Source organism: Gordonia prachuapensis (genome assembly GCF_036350515.1).
Lineage (GTDB): Bacteria > Actinomycetota > Actinomycetes > Mycobacteriales > Mycobacteriaceae > Gordonia > Gordonia prachuapensis.
This window is the reverse complement of the sequence record NZ_JAZDUE010000007.1, coordinates 144657-160794: the sequence shown is the minus strand read 5'-3', so window position 1 is coordinate 160794 and position 16138 is coordinate 144657. Positions and strand designations below refer to the sequence as shown.

15 protein-coding genes are annotated in these 16138 nt (G+C 66.7%); 10 read left to right on the top strand and 5 right to left on the bottom strand.

All coding sequences use genetic code 11. The annotated features are described in order from the left end of the window. Positions 1 to 3 precede the first annotated feature (3 nt). A complete protein-coding gene (locus tag V1Y59_RS10290; protein WP_330504839.1) occupies positions 4 to 969 on the top strand; it encodes an acyl-CoA dehydrogenase family protein in 966 nt (321 codons plus the stop codon). 5 nt (positions 970 to 974) lie between these two features. After that, a complete protein-coding gene (locus V1Y59_RS10285; RefSeq protein WP_330504954.1) occupies positions 975 to 2066 on the top strand; it encodes an acyl-CoA dehydrogenase family protein in 1092 nt (363 codons plus the stop codon). Here V1Y59_RS10285 and V1Y59_RS10280 read toward each other — a convergent pair. After that, on the bottom strand, positions 2049 to 2702 hold the full coding sequence (locus tag V1Y59_RS10280) for a TetR family transcriptional regulator (RefSeq protein WP_330504836.1): 654 nt from the start codon (positions 2700 to 2702) through the stop codon (positions 2049 to 2051). The genes V1Y59_RS10285 and V1Y59_RS10280 overlap by 18 nt on opposite strands. 116 nt (positions 2703 to 2818) lie before the next feature. Between V1Y59_RS10280 and V1Y59_RS10275 the strand changes: the two genes are divergently transcribed. Further along, positions 2819 to 4354: an MDR family MFS transporter gene (locus tag V1Y59_RS10275; protein WP_330504834.1), complete on the top strand. Its 1536-nt coding sequence runs from the start codon at positions 2819 to 2821 to the stop codon at positions 4352 to 4354. Here the strand turns inward: V1Y59_RS10275 and V1Y59_RS10270 are convergent. Beyond that, positions 4298 to 4879 carry a TetR/AcrR family transcriptional regulator gene (locus tag V1Y59_RS10270; RefSeq protein WP_330504833.1) on the bottom strand — a complete coding sequence of 194 codons (582 nt, stop codon included), beginning with the start codon at positions 4877 to 4879 and terminating at the stop codon, positions 4298 to 4300. The genes V1Y59_RS10275 and V1Y59_RS10270 overlap by 57 nt on opposite strands. Further along, entirely contained in the window at positions 4866 to 5576 is a 711-nt protein-coding gene (locus V1Y59_RS10265; protein WP_330504831.1) for a hypothetical protein, read from the bottom strand. The genes V1Y59_RS10270 and V1Y59_RS10265 overlap by 14 nt, the downstream gene beginning before the upstream one ends. A gap of 151 nt (positions 5577 to 5727) precedes the next feature. Here V1Y59_RS10265 and V1Y59_RS10260 point away from each other — a divergent pair, with 151 nt between their 5' ends. The 6 genes from V1Y59_RS10260 to V1Y59_RS10235 all read left to right on the top strand — a co-directional run bounded on the left by V1Y59_RS10260 (position 5728) and on the right by V1Y59_RS10235 (position 13599). Next, entirely contained in the window at positions 5728 to 6105 is a 378-nt protein-coding gene (locus V1Y59_RS10260; protein ID WP_330504829.1) for an L-rhamnose mutarotase, read from the top strand. Positions 6106 to 6183: 78 nt separating this feature from the next. Next, positions 6184 to 7545, top strand: a complete 1362-nt coding sequence (locus V1Y59_RS10255) for an MFS transporter (protein ID WP_330504827.1) — start codon at positions 6184 to 6186, stop codon at positions 7543 to 7545. A 103-nt stretch (positions 7546 to 7648) separates the two neighbouring features. Next, entirely contained in the window at positions 7649 to 8809 is a 1161-nt protein-coding gene (gene rhaI / locus V1Y59_RS10250) for an L-rhamnose isomerase (RefSeq protein ID WP_330504825.1), read from the top strand. 31 nt (positions 8810 to 8840) lie between these two features. Beyond that, complete coding sequence (locus tag V1Y59_RS10245; RefSeq protein ID WP_330504822.1) at positions 8841 to 10877, top strand: bifunctional aldolase/short-chain dehydrogenase; 2037 nt, start codon at positions 8841 to 8843, stop codon at positions 10875 to 10877. Beyond that, positions 10874 to 12352: a rhamnulokinase gene (locus tag V1Y59_RS10240; RefSeq protein ID WP_330504819.1), complete on the top strand. Its 1479-nt coding sequence runs from the start codon at positions 10874 to 10876 to the stop codon at positions 12350 to 12352. The genes V1Y59_RS10245 and V1Y59_RS10240 overlap by 4 nt, the downstream gene beginning before the upstream one ends. Positions 12353 to 12363: 11 nt before the next feature. Further along, positions 12364 to 13599 (top strand): alpha-hydroxy acid oxidase, encoded by a 1236-nt coding sequence (locus V1Y59_RS10235; RefSeq protein WP_330504953.1) that lies wholly within the window; start codon positions 12364 to 12366, stop codon positions 13597 to 13599. 35 nt (positions 13600 to 13634) lie between these two features. Here the strand turns inward: V1Y59_RS10235 and V1Y59_RS10230 are convergent, their stop codons facing one another. Continuing rightward, a complete protein-coding gene (locus V1Y59_RS10230; protein WP_330504817.1) occupies positions 13635 to 15101 on the bottom strand; it encodes an MFS transporter in 1467 nt (488 codons plus the stop codon). Between the two features lie 61 nt (positions 15102 to 15162). On the opposite strand from V1Y59_RS10230, the gene V1Y59_RS10225 reads away from it, so the two are divergent. Next, positions 15163 to 15780: a TetR/AcrR family transcriptional regulator gene (locus tag V1Y59_RS10225; protein WP_330504814.1), complete on the top strand. Its 618-nt coding sequence runs from the start codon at positions 15163 to 15165 to the stop codon at positions 15778 to 15780. Between the two features lie 50 nt (positions 15781 to 15830). On the opposite strand, the gene V1Y59_RS10220 is transcribed toward V1Y59_RS10225, so the two are convergent. After that, positions 15831 to 16112 carry a YrhK family protein gene (locus V1Y59_RS10220; protein WP_330504812.1) on the bottom strand — a complete coding sequence of 94 codons (282 nt, stop codon included), beginning with the start codon at positions 16110 to 16112 and terminating at the stop codon, positions 15831 to 15833. Positions 16113 to 16138: the final 26 nt, after the last annotated feature.

Below are 16138 nucleotides of genomic sequence, written 5' to 3'. Positions count from 1 at the left end.
ACCATGGAATTCCTTCTCTCCGACGTCCATGACGATCTCGCGTCGACGGTCGACGCTCTACTGACGAAGGCCGACATCCCGTCGCGTGCGCGGGCGTGGATCGAAGGCGACCACCAACCGGTCGCCCAGGTCATCACGGCGCTCGCAGAGACGGGCGTCAACGGACTGCTCATCGACGAATCATGCGGCGGCGCATCGGCCGGGGGGATCGAGATGGTCGTCGCGATGGAACAGATCGGCCGTCACGCGCTGCCCGGACCGATCGTCGAGACGATCGCGGTGCTTCCGGTGCTGTTCCGTTCGGCCGGAGTGTCCGGGGAACGGGTCAGCGCGCTCGCCGAGGGCGAGATCGCCACGGTTGCGATCCCGCCGGTCGCGCCTCTTGCACCAATCGCGGAGACCTCGTATGTGGTGCATGACGGTGTGCTCAGCACGGCCACCGCCGGCGAGCTCGTCGCCACGGTCGACCCGTCGCGGGTCCTCGCCGAACTATTGCCCGATACCACGCTGGCCGACGACGTCGCCATCGATGATGCAGTCGACATCGGAACCCTGGCGACGGCGGCACAACTGCTGGGTTCGGCCGGTGCGATGCTCGCGCTCGCGGCCGATTATGCGCAGGCGCGCAAGCAGTTCGGCCGTGCGATCGGCTCCTTTCAGGCGGTGAAGCATCACCTCGCCGATGTGGCGATCGCCATCGAGATGGCACGCCCGCTGGTGTATGCCGCTGCCCTCGGCATCGACGGTCTGGTGCCCGAGGACACCGACGTCCGGCGTGATGTCGCCGCGGCCAAGGTCGCCGCCGGGGACGCGGCACATCTCGCGTCGCGACGTTCCCTGCAGGTGTTGGGCGCCATCGGATACACCACCGAGCACGACCTGTCGCTGCATCTGACCAAGACCCGCGCCCTGCTCACGGCGTGGGGTACCCCCGCCGATCTGCGTCGACGCGTTCTGGAGTCGCTGTGACCGCCATGACCTCCACTCCCGCCATCTCCGCCGAGGAACGCGAGGCGCTCGCCGACGCGATCCGCGAACTCGTCTCGCGCCGAGCCGATTCCGCGAGCGCGCGGGCCGCCATGCGGTCCACACCCCGCCTGGATCGGAAGTTGTGGGACACATTGTGCACCGAGATCGGCGTGGCATCGCTACCCATCCCGGAGGCCTATGGCGGTGGCGGGGCATCGTTCGTCGAAACCGCTGCGGTCCTCGAGGAACTCGGCCGGTCACTGAGTCCGGTCCCGGTCTTCGCATCCGCGTTGGCAACGGCGGCGATCCTCATCGCAGATGACGAGACGACGAGCCGTGAGTTGCTGCCCTCGATCGCGTCGGGCGAACGCATCGCCACCGTCTGCTGGGCCGACGAACGCGGCTGGGCCGAACCCGGCGTGGCCGCAGACGCCGGATTACTTTCCGGCACAGCCGAGTACGTGCTGGATGCCGAATCTTCCGACGTGCTGGTGGTGCTCGCCGGAGGCGGTGACACCATCACCGTACACACTGTCGACACGGACGCCGACGGCATCACCGTCACTCCCCTGCCGGTGGTCGATCCCAGCCGCGCCCTCTCGCGTGTCACGTTCGACGAGACACCGGCGACCACGATCCCGTCGGGCCCCGACGTGCCCGGCAGGCTGCGCGCGCTGGCCCGGTCGCTGCTGGCCGCCGAACAGGTCGGGGGTGCCGGCGCCGCGCTGGATCTGACGGTCGACTACACCAAGTCGCGCAAGCAGTTCGGGCGCACCATCGGTTCGTTCCAGGCCCTCAAGCATCGGATGGCCGACATGTACGCACTGGTCGAGACGTCACGGTCGATCGCGCGTGCGGCGGTGGCCGGCGTCGTCGCAGGATCGCCCGACGCCGCGGATCTGGCGGCTGCCGCCCACGTGCACTGTTCCGAGGCGTTCGCGCATGTGGCCGGCGAGGGTATCCAGCTGCACGGTGGAATCGGTATCACTGCCGAACACGACATCTCGCTGTTCTTCAAGCGCGCGCACGGCAGCGCGCAGCTGTTCGGTCAACCGCATGAGGTCGTCGCGGACCTCGGATCACGCGTTCTCGGCTGAGCGGGTAGCGACTCCTCCGAGAGTCCGCATCCGAGCACACACGTCGTCATAGATCGCCAACAGCTCGCGTTCGCCCTCGTCGCCGACATCGTCAGACTCGGCCCACTCCTCGAAGGCGCACTGCACCTCGAGGTTCGCGATCTCGATGATCATCCGCACGTGAACGCGGCTTCGTGCCGACGTGCCCGCGCCGATCATCTCGGGGAGTTGCCGCGACTTGTCCGTATATCTCCCCAGCGCTGCGCGACTGAGCGCCGGCGTGGCCAGCACGAGCTTCTGAATGCGCTTGAAGTTCGCCGCGACTTCGCTGCGCTGATCATCGAATCCTGCAATCACATCGCGGTAGGCCGACTCGATATCGGCGAGAGCGAAGTCCGCGGGATCGACCGCACGCAGACACGACTCGAGCGCTTCATCGAAGCCGTAGAGATCGAACAGCACGCATTCTTCTTTGGTCGGGAAGTATCGGAAGAACGTCCGCGGGGAGACACCGGCGGCAGCCGCGATCTCGTCGACCGTGGTGGCCTCGAATCCGTTCTCCTCGAACAGCTCCAATGCGGCTTGTTGGATCTCGATGCGGGTGGCATTCCGTCGCCGAGCCCGTAGGTCCCCGACCTGCTGCGACGTGTCGATCATGGCGGTCAGCGTAGCCGCTCCCGATCCCCCCGTGCTTCATGAACTGCCAATATGGCAGTCAGTGACATCTAGGTTATGCTCGCTGTGTTTGCCGAAGAGCTGAGTGGGAGTCGACTGTGAGCGAGGACGTGGCACTCGGTGGTTCCACCACCGAACGCACCGAGACGACGGCCGATCGAAGTGCCGTCGTGCTGATCGGGCTGCTGCTGATCGCGGCGTTCGTGATGATCCTCAACGAGACGATCCTGAGCGTCGCACTACCGACCCTCATGACCGATCTCGACATCACCGCCGGGACCGCACAATGGCTGACCAGCGGTTTTCTGCTCACGATGGCCACTGTCATCCCGACCACCGGCTACATCCTGCAACGCTTCACGCTCCGGTCGGTCTACATCACGGCGATGTCGCTGTTCGCCGCCGGCACGCTGCTCGCAGCGCTCGCTCCCGGATTCGAGGTACTGCTCACCGCGCGGATCGTCCAGGCGAGCGGCACCGCCCTGATGGTCCCGCTGCTGATGACCACGATCCTCAACGTGATCCCCGAGCACTCCCGGGGTCGCACCATGGGTCTGGTCGCGATCGTCATCTCGGTCGCCCCCGCGATCGGCCCGACGACATCCGGCCTGATCCTGCAATCCCTGAGTTGGCGGGCGATGTTCTGGATCGTGCTGCCCATCGCTGTCGGCGCATTGGTACTCGGCGGGCTCTTTGTCCGCAACGTCACCGAACCACGTCCGTCGCACCTCGACTTCATCTCGGTGCCGCTGTCGGCGCTCGGCTTCGGCGGCATCGTCTACGGCCTCAGCAGCATCGGCGAGTCGGCCGGCGGTCACGCGCCCGTCCCGCCGTGGGTTCCGCTGGTCGTCGGCGTGGTCGCGTTGGCCCTGTTCGTCGTCCGCCAGCTGAAACTCGCCGGCCGTGGCCAGGCGCTGCTCGACCTGCGCACCTTCGCCGTGGGCCCGTTCCGGCTGGCGATCATGATGATGGCCGGTTTCATGCTGACCCTGTTCGGCGCACTCATCATCCTTCCGCTGTATCTGCAGAACGTGCTGGGCAAGGACGTGCTCACGACCGGCCTCGTCCTCCTGCCGGGCGGCCTCGTGATGGGGCTGCTCGCCCCCTTCGTCGGCGCCCTCTTCGACAAATTCGGCGCACGGCCACTGGTGCTGCCCGGCACCGTCGCGGTCAGCGCGGGAACCTGGCTGCTCACCACCCTCGACGCGGGCTCGTCGCTGTGGATGGTGATCGCCGCCCACGTCGTCCTCAGCACCGGTATCGCGTTCGGCCTGACACCTCTGATGACCTCGGCGCTCGGGTCGCTGGGGCCGGAACTCTACTCGCACGGCAGCGCGACCGTCAGCACCATCCAGCAGGTGGCCGGTGCCGCCGGTACCGCACTGTTCATCACCCTGATGACGCGCGGCACGGAATCCGCCATCGCCGACGGCTCCGACCCGCTGCAGGCCGGTGCCGACGGCGTCCACACCGCGTTCCTGGTGGCGGGGTGCCTGTCGATCGTCCTGATCGTCGCCGCGGTCTTGGTGCGCGGTCCGAAGCAGGCCACCATGGCCAGCGGTGCACCGGACGAACACTCACCCAACTCGGTCGAGACCGAGGAAACGGCGGATCACCAGCCGAAGGGTGTCTGACTCGGTGACCACGTCGAATCCTTCGTCCCCACAGCGCAGGTAGAGCCCGTCGACGAATTGGATGATCCAGGTCGCCGCCACGTCGGGAACGATGTCGGTGTCCAGGCGGTCGATGGTGTCGACAAGGTGCCGGTGGACGGCCATGTCGTCGGCCAGCATGGTCTGCGCCAGTCGTTCGTCGATCATCATCTGCGGCAACAGACATGCGACCATTCCGGCAGCGAGCGGGTCTGCGAGATCGGCGGCCAGGATGTCGACGAGTGCCCAGAGCCGACGGCCCGGGTCCGCCTCATCGAGGCCCGCCAGAACGTCCGCACGACGCCGTCCGTCACGTTCGACGATCGCATGCAAGATTGCGCGTTTGTCGGCGAAGTAGTGGAACAAGGTACCCGATCCCACGCCGGCCGCGGCGCAGATGTCTTTGACCGATGTCGGCTCGAAACCTTTGGTGGCGAACGCGACGGCGGCCCGGTCGAGGATCGCGTCGCGTCGTTGCGCGTGACGGACGGGATCAACGGTCCGCATCGTCGCGTCCCGTGGGTTTCTCGTCGTCGGGGTCGCCGGCAACCTCTGCCGATCGTGATCTTCGTCGGCGCTGACGGCGGGTTTCCAGCCAGGCCAGCGCCACCGAGATGGCAACGGGGACAATGATTCCGAACCACGGCGGCAGGTCGATGTTCATCGACGGCATCCACGCCCTGATCGCGTCGATCGGTGCGCGCAACCAGTACATCGGATTGAGGTACTGCATCCAGTCAGGCAGGTCAACGCTCGGCAGGGTCACGTCGGGTAGGTCGATATCGGGGCTGTATCGCTCGACTATGGCGCGCACCAGCGCGCCGATGCCGAAGACCGCCACCACTGCTCCGAGTGCGCTCGTGACAACGCGGCGCGCGGCGTAGAGACCCGGGTGCTTGTCCCGGAACTGCCACAACCGATGCGAAGCAGTCCCGTCCGGTGGTTTGAACCAGTCGCCCCCGATCACCTCGGCCCCACCGCCGATCAGCTCCGCACGTTTCACCTCACGGCGCAGGCCGAACCGAATCCGGACCTTGATGTCGTCGGCCTCGATGTCCTTGGTGTCGAGCATCGAGCCACTGACGTCACCGACCTCCGCACCATCGACTCGCAACGATGCCGTCGTTCGCGTCGACCCGCGGGACTCGACCACCGAAAGCCGTTTACCTTCGTCGATGAGCACGTGCTCATTAGTGGAACGCACACTCCATTAATACCACCAGCCGGACGCTTGACGACCCCACATTCCATGCCTTAGTGTCAGCCCAATCACGTTTTGAAACGTTTCAAAACAACGACGTCCGACTGTCATCGTCGGCAACGTGACACAGAACGACCACTGAATGAGGCCACCGATGTCCGCCACCGCCGGCACGCACACCGACACACAACGCGTCTGTTTCGTGATGCACCTCAAGCCCGAACGCGTCGACGACTACCTCGATGCCCACACGACCGTCTGGCCCGAGATGCTCGACGCGCTGCGCGAGAGCGGGTGGCGAAACTACTCGCTGTTCCTCCGTGAGGACGACAGCATGATCGTCGGCTACCTCGAGACCGACGATTTCGAGCAGGCCGCCAAGGCGATGGAGGCCACCGACATCAACGCCCGCTGGCAGGCCCACATGTCGCAGTACTTCCTCCCCGCGCGGACGTCCGACCCGTCCACCGACGACGGCGCCAACCCGGACACCGTCCGCAGCGAACTCATCGAGTACTTCCACCTCGACTGATCGGAGACTCCCCATCCCAACCTGGCTTGACCTCCCCGATCCCACCCTCTCTACTGAGATCCGACGCAAGGAAGCAGCATGAAAGTAGGAGCACGCTCCACCACCGGCTGGCGGGCGACCATCGCGGTCGCGATGTCGAACTACATCGAGGCCGGTTCCATCATCGCCATCGCCACGAGCCTGGCGTTCTGGCAGGACGAGTTCGGCATCAGCAACTTCGCCGTGGGCCTGCTCGCAGCGCTGAGCGCGAATGCCTTCGGCGCCGCCATCGGCGCGGCGATCGGCGGGCCGCTGTGTGACCGCTTCGGGCGGAAGAAGATCTACACCTACGATCTGCTCGTCTACATGGCCGGTGTGTTGCTCGCCGCCTTCGCGGTCAACTACTCGATGTTGCTGGCCGCATTCATCATCACCGGCATCGCAGTGGGCGCCGGCGTACCCGCGTCCTGGACCTATATCGCCGAGGAAGCGCCATCGGTCGAACGTGCGAAACACGTCGGTACCGCTCAGCTCGCCTGGTCGGTCGGTCCGCTGGTCGGGTTCGCGCTGGCCGCAGCACTTGCACCACTCGGATTGCTCGGTTCCCGGCTGATCTTCCTGCACCTGTTCGTCGTCGCGGCCATCGTCTGGTGGATTCGCCAAGGTCTGCAGGAATCCAAGATCTGGCGCGACGAGGCCGCCCGCGAACCCGCGGCGATCAAGACATCGGTCGGCGCGCGCGGTGTCAAGGGCCTGTTCTCCCGCAAGGTGAACATCACCGCACTGCTGCTGCTCGGCGGCATCTACCTCTTCTGGAACACCGTCGCCGGCCAGGCCGGGATCTTCATGCCGCGGGTCTACGAGACCGCTGGTCTGGAGAGCGAGGTCCAGCAGAACCTGCTGCAGGTGCTGGTCTGGGGCTGCACCGTGCTGGCCACCTACTTCGGCTTCATGCGCTACGCCGACCGGGTCTCCCAGCGCGGCCTGTACGTGTTCGGCGCCGCACTGGGCATCCTCGGATGGATCGTCCTGGTCGCCTTCACCGACAGCGGCATCGCGACCATGCTGATCTTCGCCGTCCTCTGGGGCATCTCGTCGGGCATCGGCGCCCAGGCCTTCTACAGCCTGTGGGCCAGCGAGCTGTTCGCCACCCCATATCGCGCCAGCGCACAGGGGATCATGTTCTTCGCGGTCCGCGCCGCCACCGGTCTGCTGAGCTACTTCTTCCCGACCATGCTGGCCGCCACCGGACTCACCTCGGTCGGCATCCTGCTGGTCGCCCTGCTCACGATCGCACTCGTCATCGGCGCGATCTGGGCACCCAAGACCCAGGGCAAGACGTTGCAGGAGATCGAGGTCGAGCGCTACGGCGCGCCGATGTCACCCGAACTGGCCGAGCCGAACGGACCGGCCACCGGCGACGTCACGGTCTCGGCCTCGTCGGCTCGCACACCGGCCTGAGTCCGGCCACGCGAGATTGAAACGTTCCACAATCCTCCCCGCCGCCGGTGCATCCTCCTCGACGCCGGCGGCGGGGACCCCAACCTCGAAAGACCCCTCACTCATGACCACATTCGACGACACGGTCCTCGACAATCTCGAGATTGAACTACCCTCCTGGGCATTCGGCAACTCCGGTACCCGGTTCAAGGTGTTCGGCACACCGGGTACCCCACGCACGATCCACGAGAAGATCGCCGACGCCGCGAAAGTCCACGAACTCACCGGGCTGGCACCGACCGTCGCCCTGCACATCCCGTGGGACACCGTCGACGACTACCGTGAGCTGGCCCGCTACGCAGGTGACCACGGGTTGCGTCTGGGCACCATCAACTCGAACACCTTCCAGGACGACGACTACAAGTTCGGAAGCCTCACCCACACCGACAAGACGGTGCGGCAGAAGGCCATCGACCACCACCTCGCCTGCATCGACGTGATGGGCGAGACCGGATCACGCGACCTCAAGATCTGGCTCGCCGACGGCACCAACTACCCCGGCCAGGGCGACATCCGTGGGCGCCAGGACCGGTTGGCCGAGTCGCTGGCCACCATCTACCAGCACATCAGCGACGACCAGCGCCTTGTGTTGGAGTACAAGTTCTTCGAGCCCGCCACGTACGTGACCGACGTCCCCGACTGGGGAACCTCCTACGCCCACGTGAGCGCCCTGGGCGAGCGCGCCATGGTATGCCTCGACACCGGGCACCACGCGCCCGGGACGAACATCGAGTTCATCGTCGCGCAGTTGCTGCGCCTCGGAAAGCTCGGCTCCTTCGACTTCAACTCGCGCTTCTACGCCGACGACGACCTCATCGTCGGCGCAGCGGACCCCTTCCAGTTGTTCCGCATCCTGTTCGAGGTGGTCCGCGGTGGCGGGCTCGACGCCGGGTCACCTGTGGCGCTGATGCTCGACCAGTGCCACAACGTCGAGGAGAAGATCCCCGGCCAGATCCGCTCCGTACTCAATGTGCAGGAGATGACGGCCCGCGTCGCGCTCGTCGACACGGACGCGTTGACCGCCGCTCAGGAGGCCGGAGATGTGCTGGGCGCCAACGCCATCATGATGGACGCCTTCTATACCGACGTCCGTCCCATGCTCGCGGAACGACGCGCCAAGCGTGGACTCCCCGCAGATCCGCTGGCCGCCTACGCCGCATCCGGGTACGCCGACACCATTGCCGCCGAACGCGTCGGAGGAACCCAGTCCTCCTGGGGCGCCTGACCTTCCGACCACATCTCGAGGAGAACAACTCATGACCAACCCGACTGTTGCTGAGCTCATCTCGCGGTCCAACCGCCTCGGCTCCGATCCGAAGAACACCAACTACGCCGGCGGCAACACCTCCGCCAAGGGCACCGACACCGATCCCGTCACCGGTGAGAACATCGACCTGCTCTGGGTGAAGGGCTCTGGCGGTGACCTCGGCACGCTGGCCGAAAAGGGCCTCGCGGTCCTGCGACTCGACCGTATGCGTGCCCTGGTCGACGTCTACCCCGGCCTCGACCGCGAGGACGAGATGGTGGCGGCGTTCGACTACTGCCTGCACGGAAAGGGCGGCGCGGCACCGTCGATCGACACCGCCATGCACGGGCTCGTCGATGCCGCCCACGTCGATCACCTGCATCCCGATTCCGGTATCGCCATCGCCACCTCCGTTGACGGTGAGGCATTGACGCAGAAGATCTTCGGCGACCGTGTGGTGTGGGTGCCGTGGCGGCGCCCCGGTTTCCAGCTCGGCCTCGACATCTCCGAGATCAAGAAGGCCAACCCGCAGGCCATCGGCTGCATCCTCGGCGGCCATGGCATCACCGCGTGGGGTGACACGTCCGAGCAGGCCGAGACCAACTCCCTGGAGATCATCCGAGCGGCCGAGGAGTTCATCGCCGCCAACGGACGTTCGCAGCCGTTCGGCAAGCCCCTCGACGGGTTCGGTGCATTGCCGAGCGACGAGCGCCGCGCCAAGGCGGCCGCTCTGGCACCGTTCATCCGCGGCCTGGCGTCGACCGACAAGGCGCAGGTGGGCCATTTCACCGATGTCGACCCGGTGCTCGAATTTCTTGCCGCCGAGGAACATCCGCGTCTGGCCGAACTCGGCACCAGCTGCCCTGATCACTTCCTGCGCACCAAGGTCAAGCCACTCGTGCTCGACCTGCCCGCATCGGCAACGGTGGACGAGTGCAAGGAACGGCTGGCGACCCTGCACGAGACGTACCGCCAGGACTACCGCGCCTACTACGAGCGCCACGCCACCGACGACAGCCCGGCCATGCGTGGGGCCGACCCGGCGATCGTGCTCATCCCCGGCGTCGGCATGTTCAGCTACGGCAAGGACAAGCAGACCGCACGCGTGGCCGGCGAGTTCTATCTCAACGCCATCAACGTGATGCGCGGCGCGGAGGCCGTCTCCACGTATGCCCCCATCGATGAGTCGGAGAAGTTCCGTATCGAGTATTGGGCGCTCGAAGAGGCCAAGCTGGCCCGGATGCCCAAGCCCAAACCGCTCGCCACGCGCATCGCGCTGGTCACCGGGGCCGCATCGGGTATCGGCAAGGCCATCGCGCAACGCCTGGCCGCCGAGGGCGCGTGCGTCGTCATCGCCGACCTCGACGCCGAGAAGGCACAGGCCGCCGCGAAAGAGATCGGGTCGAGCGACGTGGCGATCGGTGTGGCCGCCGACGTCACCGACGAGGCAGCCGTGCAGGCAGCCGTCGATGCCACCGTGCTCGCATTCGGCGGCATCGATCTCGTCGTCAACAACGCCGGTCTGTCGCTGTCGAAGTCGTTGCTGGACACCACCGCCGCCGACTGGGACCTGCAGCACAATGTGATGGCCCGCGGCTCGTTCCTGGTGTCGAAGGCGGCCGCCCGAGCGCTCATCGACCAGAAGCTCGGCGGCGACATCCTCTACATCTCGTCGAAGAACTCGGTGTTCGCCGGTCCGAACAACATCGCCTACTCGACCACCAAGGCCGATCAGGCCCATCAGGTGCGGCTGCTGGCCGCCGAACTCGGTGAGCACGGCGTCAAGGTCAACGGCATCAATCCCGATGGCGTGGTGCGCGGTTCGGGCATCTTCGCCGGCGGGTGGGGCGCCAAGCGCGCCGCCGTCTACGGCGTGGAGGAGAAGGACCTCGGCAAGTTCTACGCGCAGCGGACACTGCTGAAGCGCGAGGTGTTGCCGGAGAACATCGCCAACGCCGCCTTCGCGCTGTGCTCGTCGGACTTCTCACACACCACCGGCCTGCACGTGCCCGTCGACGCCGGCGTCGCCGCCGCGTTCCTACGATGAGCCGCTCCACCCGGTCCGCCCAGGTCGCCGCAATCGACCTGGGCGCGACCAGCGGCCGGGTGATGCTCGCCGACATCTCGAGAGGCCGACTCGAACTCGAGCAGGTCGCACGTTTCGCCAACGATCCGGTGCACATCTGGAACGGTCGACGGACCGCGCTCCATTGGGATGTGCCGGGGCTGTTCCGCGAGGCTTGCGCAGGGTTGGCCGAGGCCGGACGCCGCGCCGACGACCTGGTCGGGATCGGCATCGATTCGTGGGCGGTCGACTACGCGTTGATGCGTGACGGCCGGATGCTCGGTCTGCCCCACCACTATCGCGACACACGTTCCGCAGACGGTGTAGCCGCTGTCCATGCCGAACTCGGTCCGGCGGATCTGTACACCCGCAACGGACTCCAGTTCCTGCCGTTCACGACGGTGTATCAACTGGCAGCGGAGAAGCAGGACGGGTTGCTCGACCAGGCCGACAGCGCGCTGCTGATCCCGGATCTGCTGACCTACTGGCTCACCGGCACTCGTGGCACCGAACGCACCAACGCGTCGACCACCGGCCTGCTCGGCATCAACGGGCGATGGGACACCGCGATGTCCGAGCGCCTCGGCCTGCCTGTGGGGCTGTTCGGCGACATCGTCGAGACCGGCACCGACCAGGGCCCGCTGCTCCCCGATGTCGCCGAGCGTCTGGGCTTGTCCGGCACACCGCATGTCACCGCGGTCGCGTCCCACGACACCGCCTCGGCCGTCGCGGCGATCCCGATGGACCCGTCGTCGTCGGCCTACATCTCCTGCGGGACCTGGGGACTCGTCGGCGTGGAGCTGGAGTCGCCGAACGTCTCCCGCGACGGCTGGAAGGCCAACTTCACCAACGAGGTGGGTGCGGACGGGCGAATCCGCTACCTGCACAATGTGATGGGGCTGTGGTTGCTCAGCGAGACGGTCCGGCAGTATCAGCGCGACGGGTACCGTGCCGACCTCTCGGAGTTGTTGGCCCAGGCGGCGGAGGTCACCCCGGCGTTCGACGTCTTCGACACCGACGACGCCCGGTTCCTGACACCCGGCGACATGCCCGGGCGCATCCGCGAGTGGTACACGGAACGAGGCATGCAGCCACCGATGACCCGTCCGGAGCTGGTACGGGCGATCGTCGAAAGCCTGGCTGCGGCCTTCGCCGACAGCGTGCGGAAGGCGGCGGAACTGTCGCGGACCGATGTGCGGACCGTGCACCTCGTCGGCGGCGGTTCGCAGAACCGACTGCTCTGTCAGCTGACCGCCGACCGACTCGGTCTTCCGGTCCTCGCCGGACCGGTCGAGGCGACGGCGCTGGGCAACGTGCTGATCACCGCTCGGGCACACGAGCTGATCGACGGCGACCTGGCAGCTATGCGAGCCATTGTGGCCGAACGGTTTCCGTCCCAACACTACGTTCCCCGCCCGGCCCGTTCCTCGATCGGGTTCGCGGCGGCCGGGACATGAAAGGCATGACCATGCAACGCAGAGTTCCCAAGGTCCGCGACCTCGCGCCGTTGATGCAGTTCAAGACGCCGCAGTTCGATGCGAAGAAGCGTCGGCTCGATTCGGCATTGACGATCGAGGACCTGCGCCGAATTGCCAAGCGCCGGACCCCCAAGGCCGCATTCGACTACACCGACGGATCAGCCGAGGCCGAGCTATCCATCACACGGGCACGACAGGCCTTCGCCGACATCGAGTTCCATCCGGCGATACTGCGGGACGTGTCCAAGGTCGACACGTCGTGCACGGTCCTCGGCGGACGCTCTGAGCTGCCGTTCGGGATCGCGCCGACCGGTTTCACCCGGATGATGCAGACCGAAGGCGAGTACGCCGGGGCCCGTGCGGCCGGGCGGGCGGGTATCCCGTTCTCCCTGTCGACGATGGGCACGGCGTCCATCGAGGACGTGAAGGGCGCCAACCCGCACGGCCGCAACTGGTTCCAGCTCTACATGTGGAAGGACCGGGAACGGTCGATGGCGCTGGTCGACCGCGCGGCGGCAGCGGGCTACGACACGCTGCTCGTGACCGTCGACGTTCCGGTGGCCGGAGCACGCCTTCGTGACAAGCGAAACGGCATGTCGATTCCGCCCGCACTCACCGCCAAGACCGTGCTCGACGCGATGCCGCGACCGCAATGGTGGATCGACTTCCTCACCACCGAGCCGCTGGCGTTCGCGTCACTCGACCGGTGGTCGGGAACCGTCGCCGAACTGCTCGACACCATGTTCGACCCCACCGTGACCTTCGACGATCTGGCCTGGATCAAGTCGCAGTGGCCGGGCAAGCTTGTCGTCAAGGGCATCCAGACCGTCGCCGACGCGAAGGCGGTCACCGACCTCGGCGCGGATGCCATCGTGCTGTCGAATCATGGCGGCCGCCAGCTCGACCGGGCGCCGATCCCGTTTCACCTGCTGCCCGACGTCGCACGCGAAGTCGGTGAGGACACCGAGGTCATCCTGGACACCGGCATCTCCTCCGGCGCCGACATCGTCGCCTCGGTCGCGCTGGGTGCCCGCTTCACGTTGGTCGGCCGGGCCTACCTCTACGGCCTGATGGCCGGCGGTGAAGCCGGGGTCGACCGCATGATCGAGATCCTCTCCGCGCAGATCTCACGCACCATGCGGTTACTCGGCGTGGCATCCCTCGACGAGCTGACGCCGGCCCACGTCACGCAACTCGAACGCCTGGTTCCCCGCGCCCGCTCCTGACTCCCGCGTGCGGGCGGGGGCGACGCACGCACCCGTCAGACCGGCGCGCCGGCCGCCGCCTTGGCCCGGCGCCGATGTCCGAACTCGTCGATGAGCCCCAGCCCCAGCGCGACGGCCACCAGCAACGTCGCGGTGGCGAGACCGAGTTCGAACGCTCGAGCCCAGTCGCCGGTGTCGCCGATCTGGGCGAAGAACACCGCCCCGACCAGGGCGATGCCGGCGGCCGAGCCGATCCGCTGACCGGTCTGCAGCACTCCCCCGGCGATGCCCGCGCGCGTCACCGGCACCTCGTCGAGGCTGATGGTGAGGTTCGGCGAGATCACCAGGCCGGAACCGACACCGGCGACCAGGAGTGGCACCGCGGTGGCGAATCCGACCGCGTGACCCGACGCCAGGTGCGCGGCCAGGATGGTGCCGAGCATGCCGATCACCGCACACACCAGACCCCCGATCACCAGCCGACGACCGTACCGATGCACGACGTTGCCGCCGAACCGGGCGGCGATCGCCGAGCCGATGGCGAACGGCGTCAACGACAGTCCCGCCTGCAGAGCTGTGTACCCCAGCCCCTGCTGCACATACAGGGTGTAGATGAAGAAGATGGTGGTGAACCCGGCGAAGTAGACCAGCGCGATCATGCAACCGATCGAGTAGGACCGTAGAGAGAACAACGACAGGTCGACGAGCGGAGGATTTCCCACCCGCTCCTGCCGGCGCTCCCAGAACACGAAGGTCACCAGCAGCACCGTCGCGACGACGAGCAGCAACCACTTGGCACTGCCCTCCCACTGTTCCTGCTGGACCATCGGCAGGAGCAGGGTGAACACGCCGGCACCGAGCAGCACCACGCCGGGCGGGTCGAAGGTTCCGCGCACCGGCTGCTTGTGCTCGGCGGGACGCGCCGGCAGCAGCTTGCACGCGGCGACGAAGGCCACCACTCCGATCGGCACGTTCACGAAAAACACCCAGCGCCAACCATGTTCGACACCGCCGGCCTGGATGAGAAGTCCACCGAGTAGTGGACCGACGGCCGTCGAGATACCGATCGTGGCCGCGAACAGTCCGAACGCCTTGCCGCGCTCGGCGCCGCGAAAGAGCAGTTGGATCAGACCGGAGACCTGCGGGGTGAGGATGCCGCCGGCGGCACCCTGGATGAGCCGCCAGATCACCAGCGCCAACGGCCCCTGCGCGAGGCCGCACGCTGCCGACGACACCACGAAGAGGGTGAGGCCGACCAGGAAGATGGTCTTGCGGCCACGGGCGTCGCCGATGCGGCCGGACGGGATCAGGAACAGGCCGAACGAGAGCGCATAGCCCGACACGACCCACGAGAGGTCGGCGGCGGTGGCGCCCAGACCTTGTTCGATCGACGGCAGCGCGACGTTGACGATCGACACGTCGAGGAGCGTCATGAAGCCGACGATGAGGCAGACGCCCAACGCCTTCCAACGCCGCGGGTCGGGCTGATAGGTGTCGTCGCTGTCGGACAGTGCGCTCGCCATGCGGCCCCTTTCGGATAAGTCGTGACCACTCCAAAACGGAACAGACCTGTATCGTATTCCCATGGAGTCGCCCGCAGCACCGGTGCACGGCGCGGGCCGGCGACGAGACCCCGCCGCGGACGTGGCCATCCGGGAAGCGGTACTCGACAGCATCGCCGACGGCGCCACCTTGAGTGGGCTCTCACTGGTCAGCGTCGCTCGCCGCGCAGGCGTCTCCCGCAACAGCCTCTATCGCCGGTGGAGTTCCAAAGACGAGCTGTACCTGGACGTTCTCGACTCGATCAATCTCCCGATCACGGTGTCTGCCGCGGACTCGACGCGGGATGCCTTGATCGCGCTATTGCGGGTGCTCGCCGAACGCATCGTCGACCGCCGCGCGACCGCGATGGTGCGTGCACTGACCGCCGAGTCGGCGCTTTTCCCCGATCTGCACCGGCGCTACTTCGATGAGGTGGTCGCGCCCCGGCGCCGGACAATGGTCGAGGTGCTGAATCGGGGGGTGCGCCGCGGGGAGATCCGCCGCGATGTGGACGTGGAGTTCGTCGCGGAAATGCTGGTGTCCCCGTTGCTGGCGCGGATGTCCGCCGGGGACATCAACGACATCGACCCCGAGTCGACCAGCGCTCGCATCACCGATCTCGTATTGGACGGAGTCTGGCGTCGCCGGCCCTCGTCATGACAGGCGACCCAGGCCGACCACCGTGACCATGAGTCCACGGTGGCGTCTCGTCAGTAGTCGAACGCGCTGTCGGAGCCCGTCGCAACCGGTCGAACCTGCCGGATCTGTACTCGCCGCGCCAGCCTGATCGCGGGACGCACCAGGAACTCGATGCTGCCGATGAGAAACAGCCAGGTCGCGATCACGGTGGTGCTCTCCCAGAAGAAGCAGATGCTGCCCGCCACGAACCACATGGCGATCAGCACGTCGTTGGCGATGCTGGCGGTCTCCCACCGCTGCCGGATCATCAACTCGTCACGCCCGATCCTGATCGTGATGTCGTCGTCGCTCATCGTTCTCCGTCCTCTCGAAACCGTGG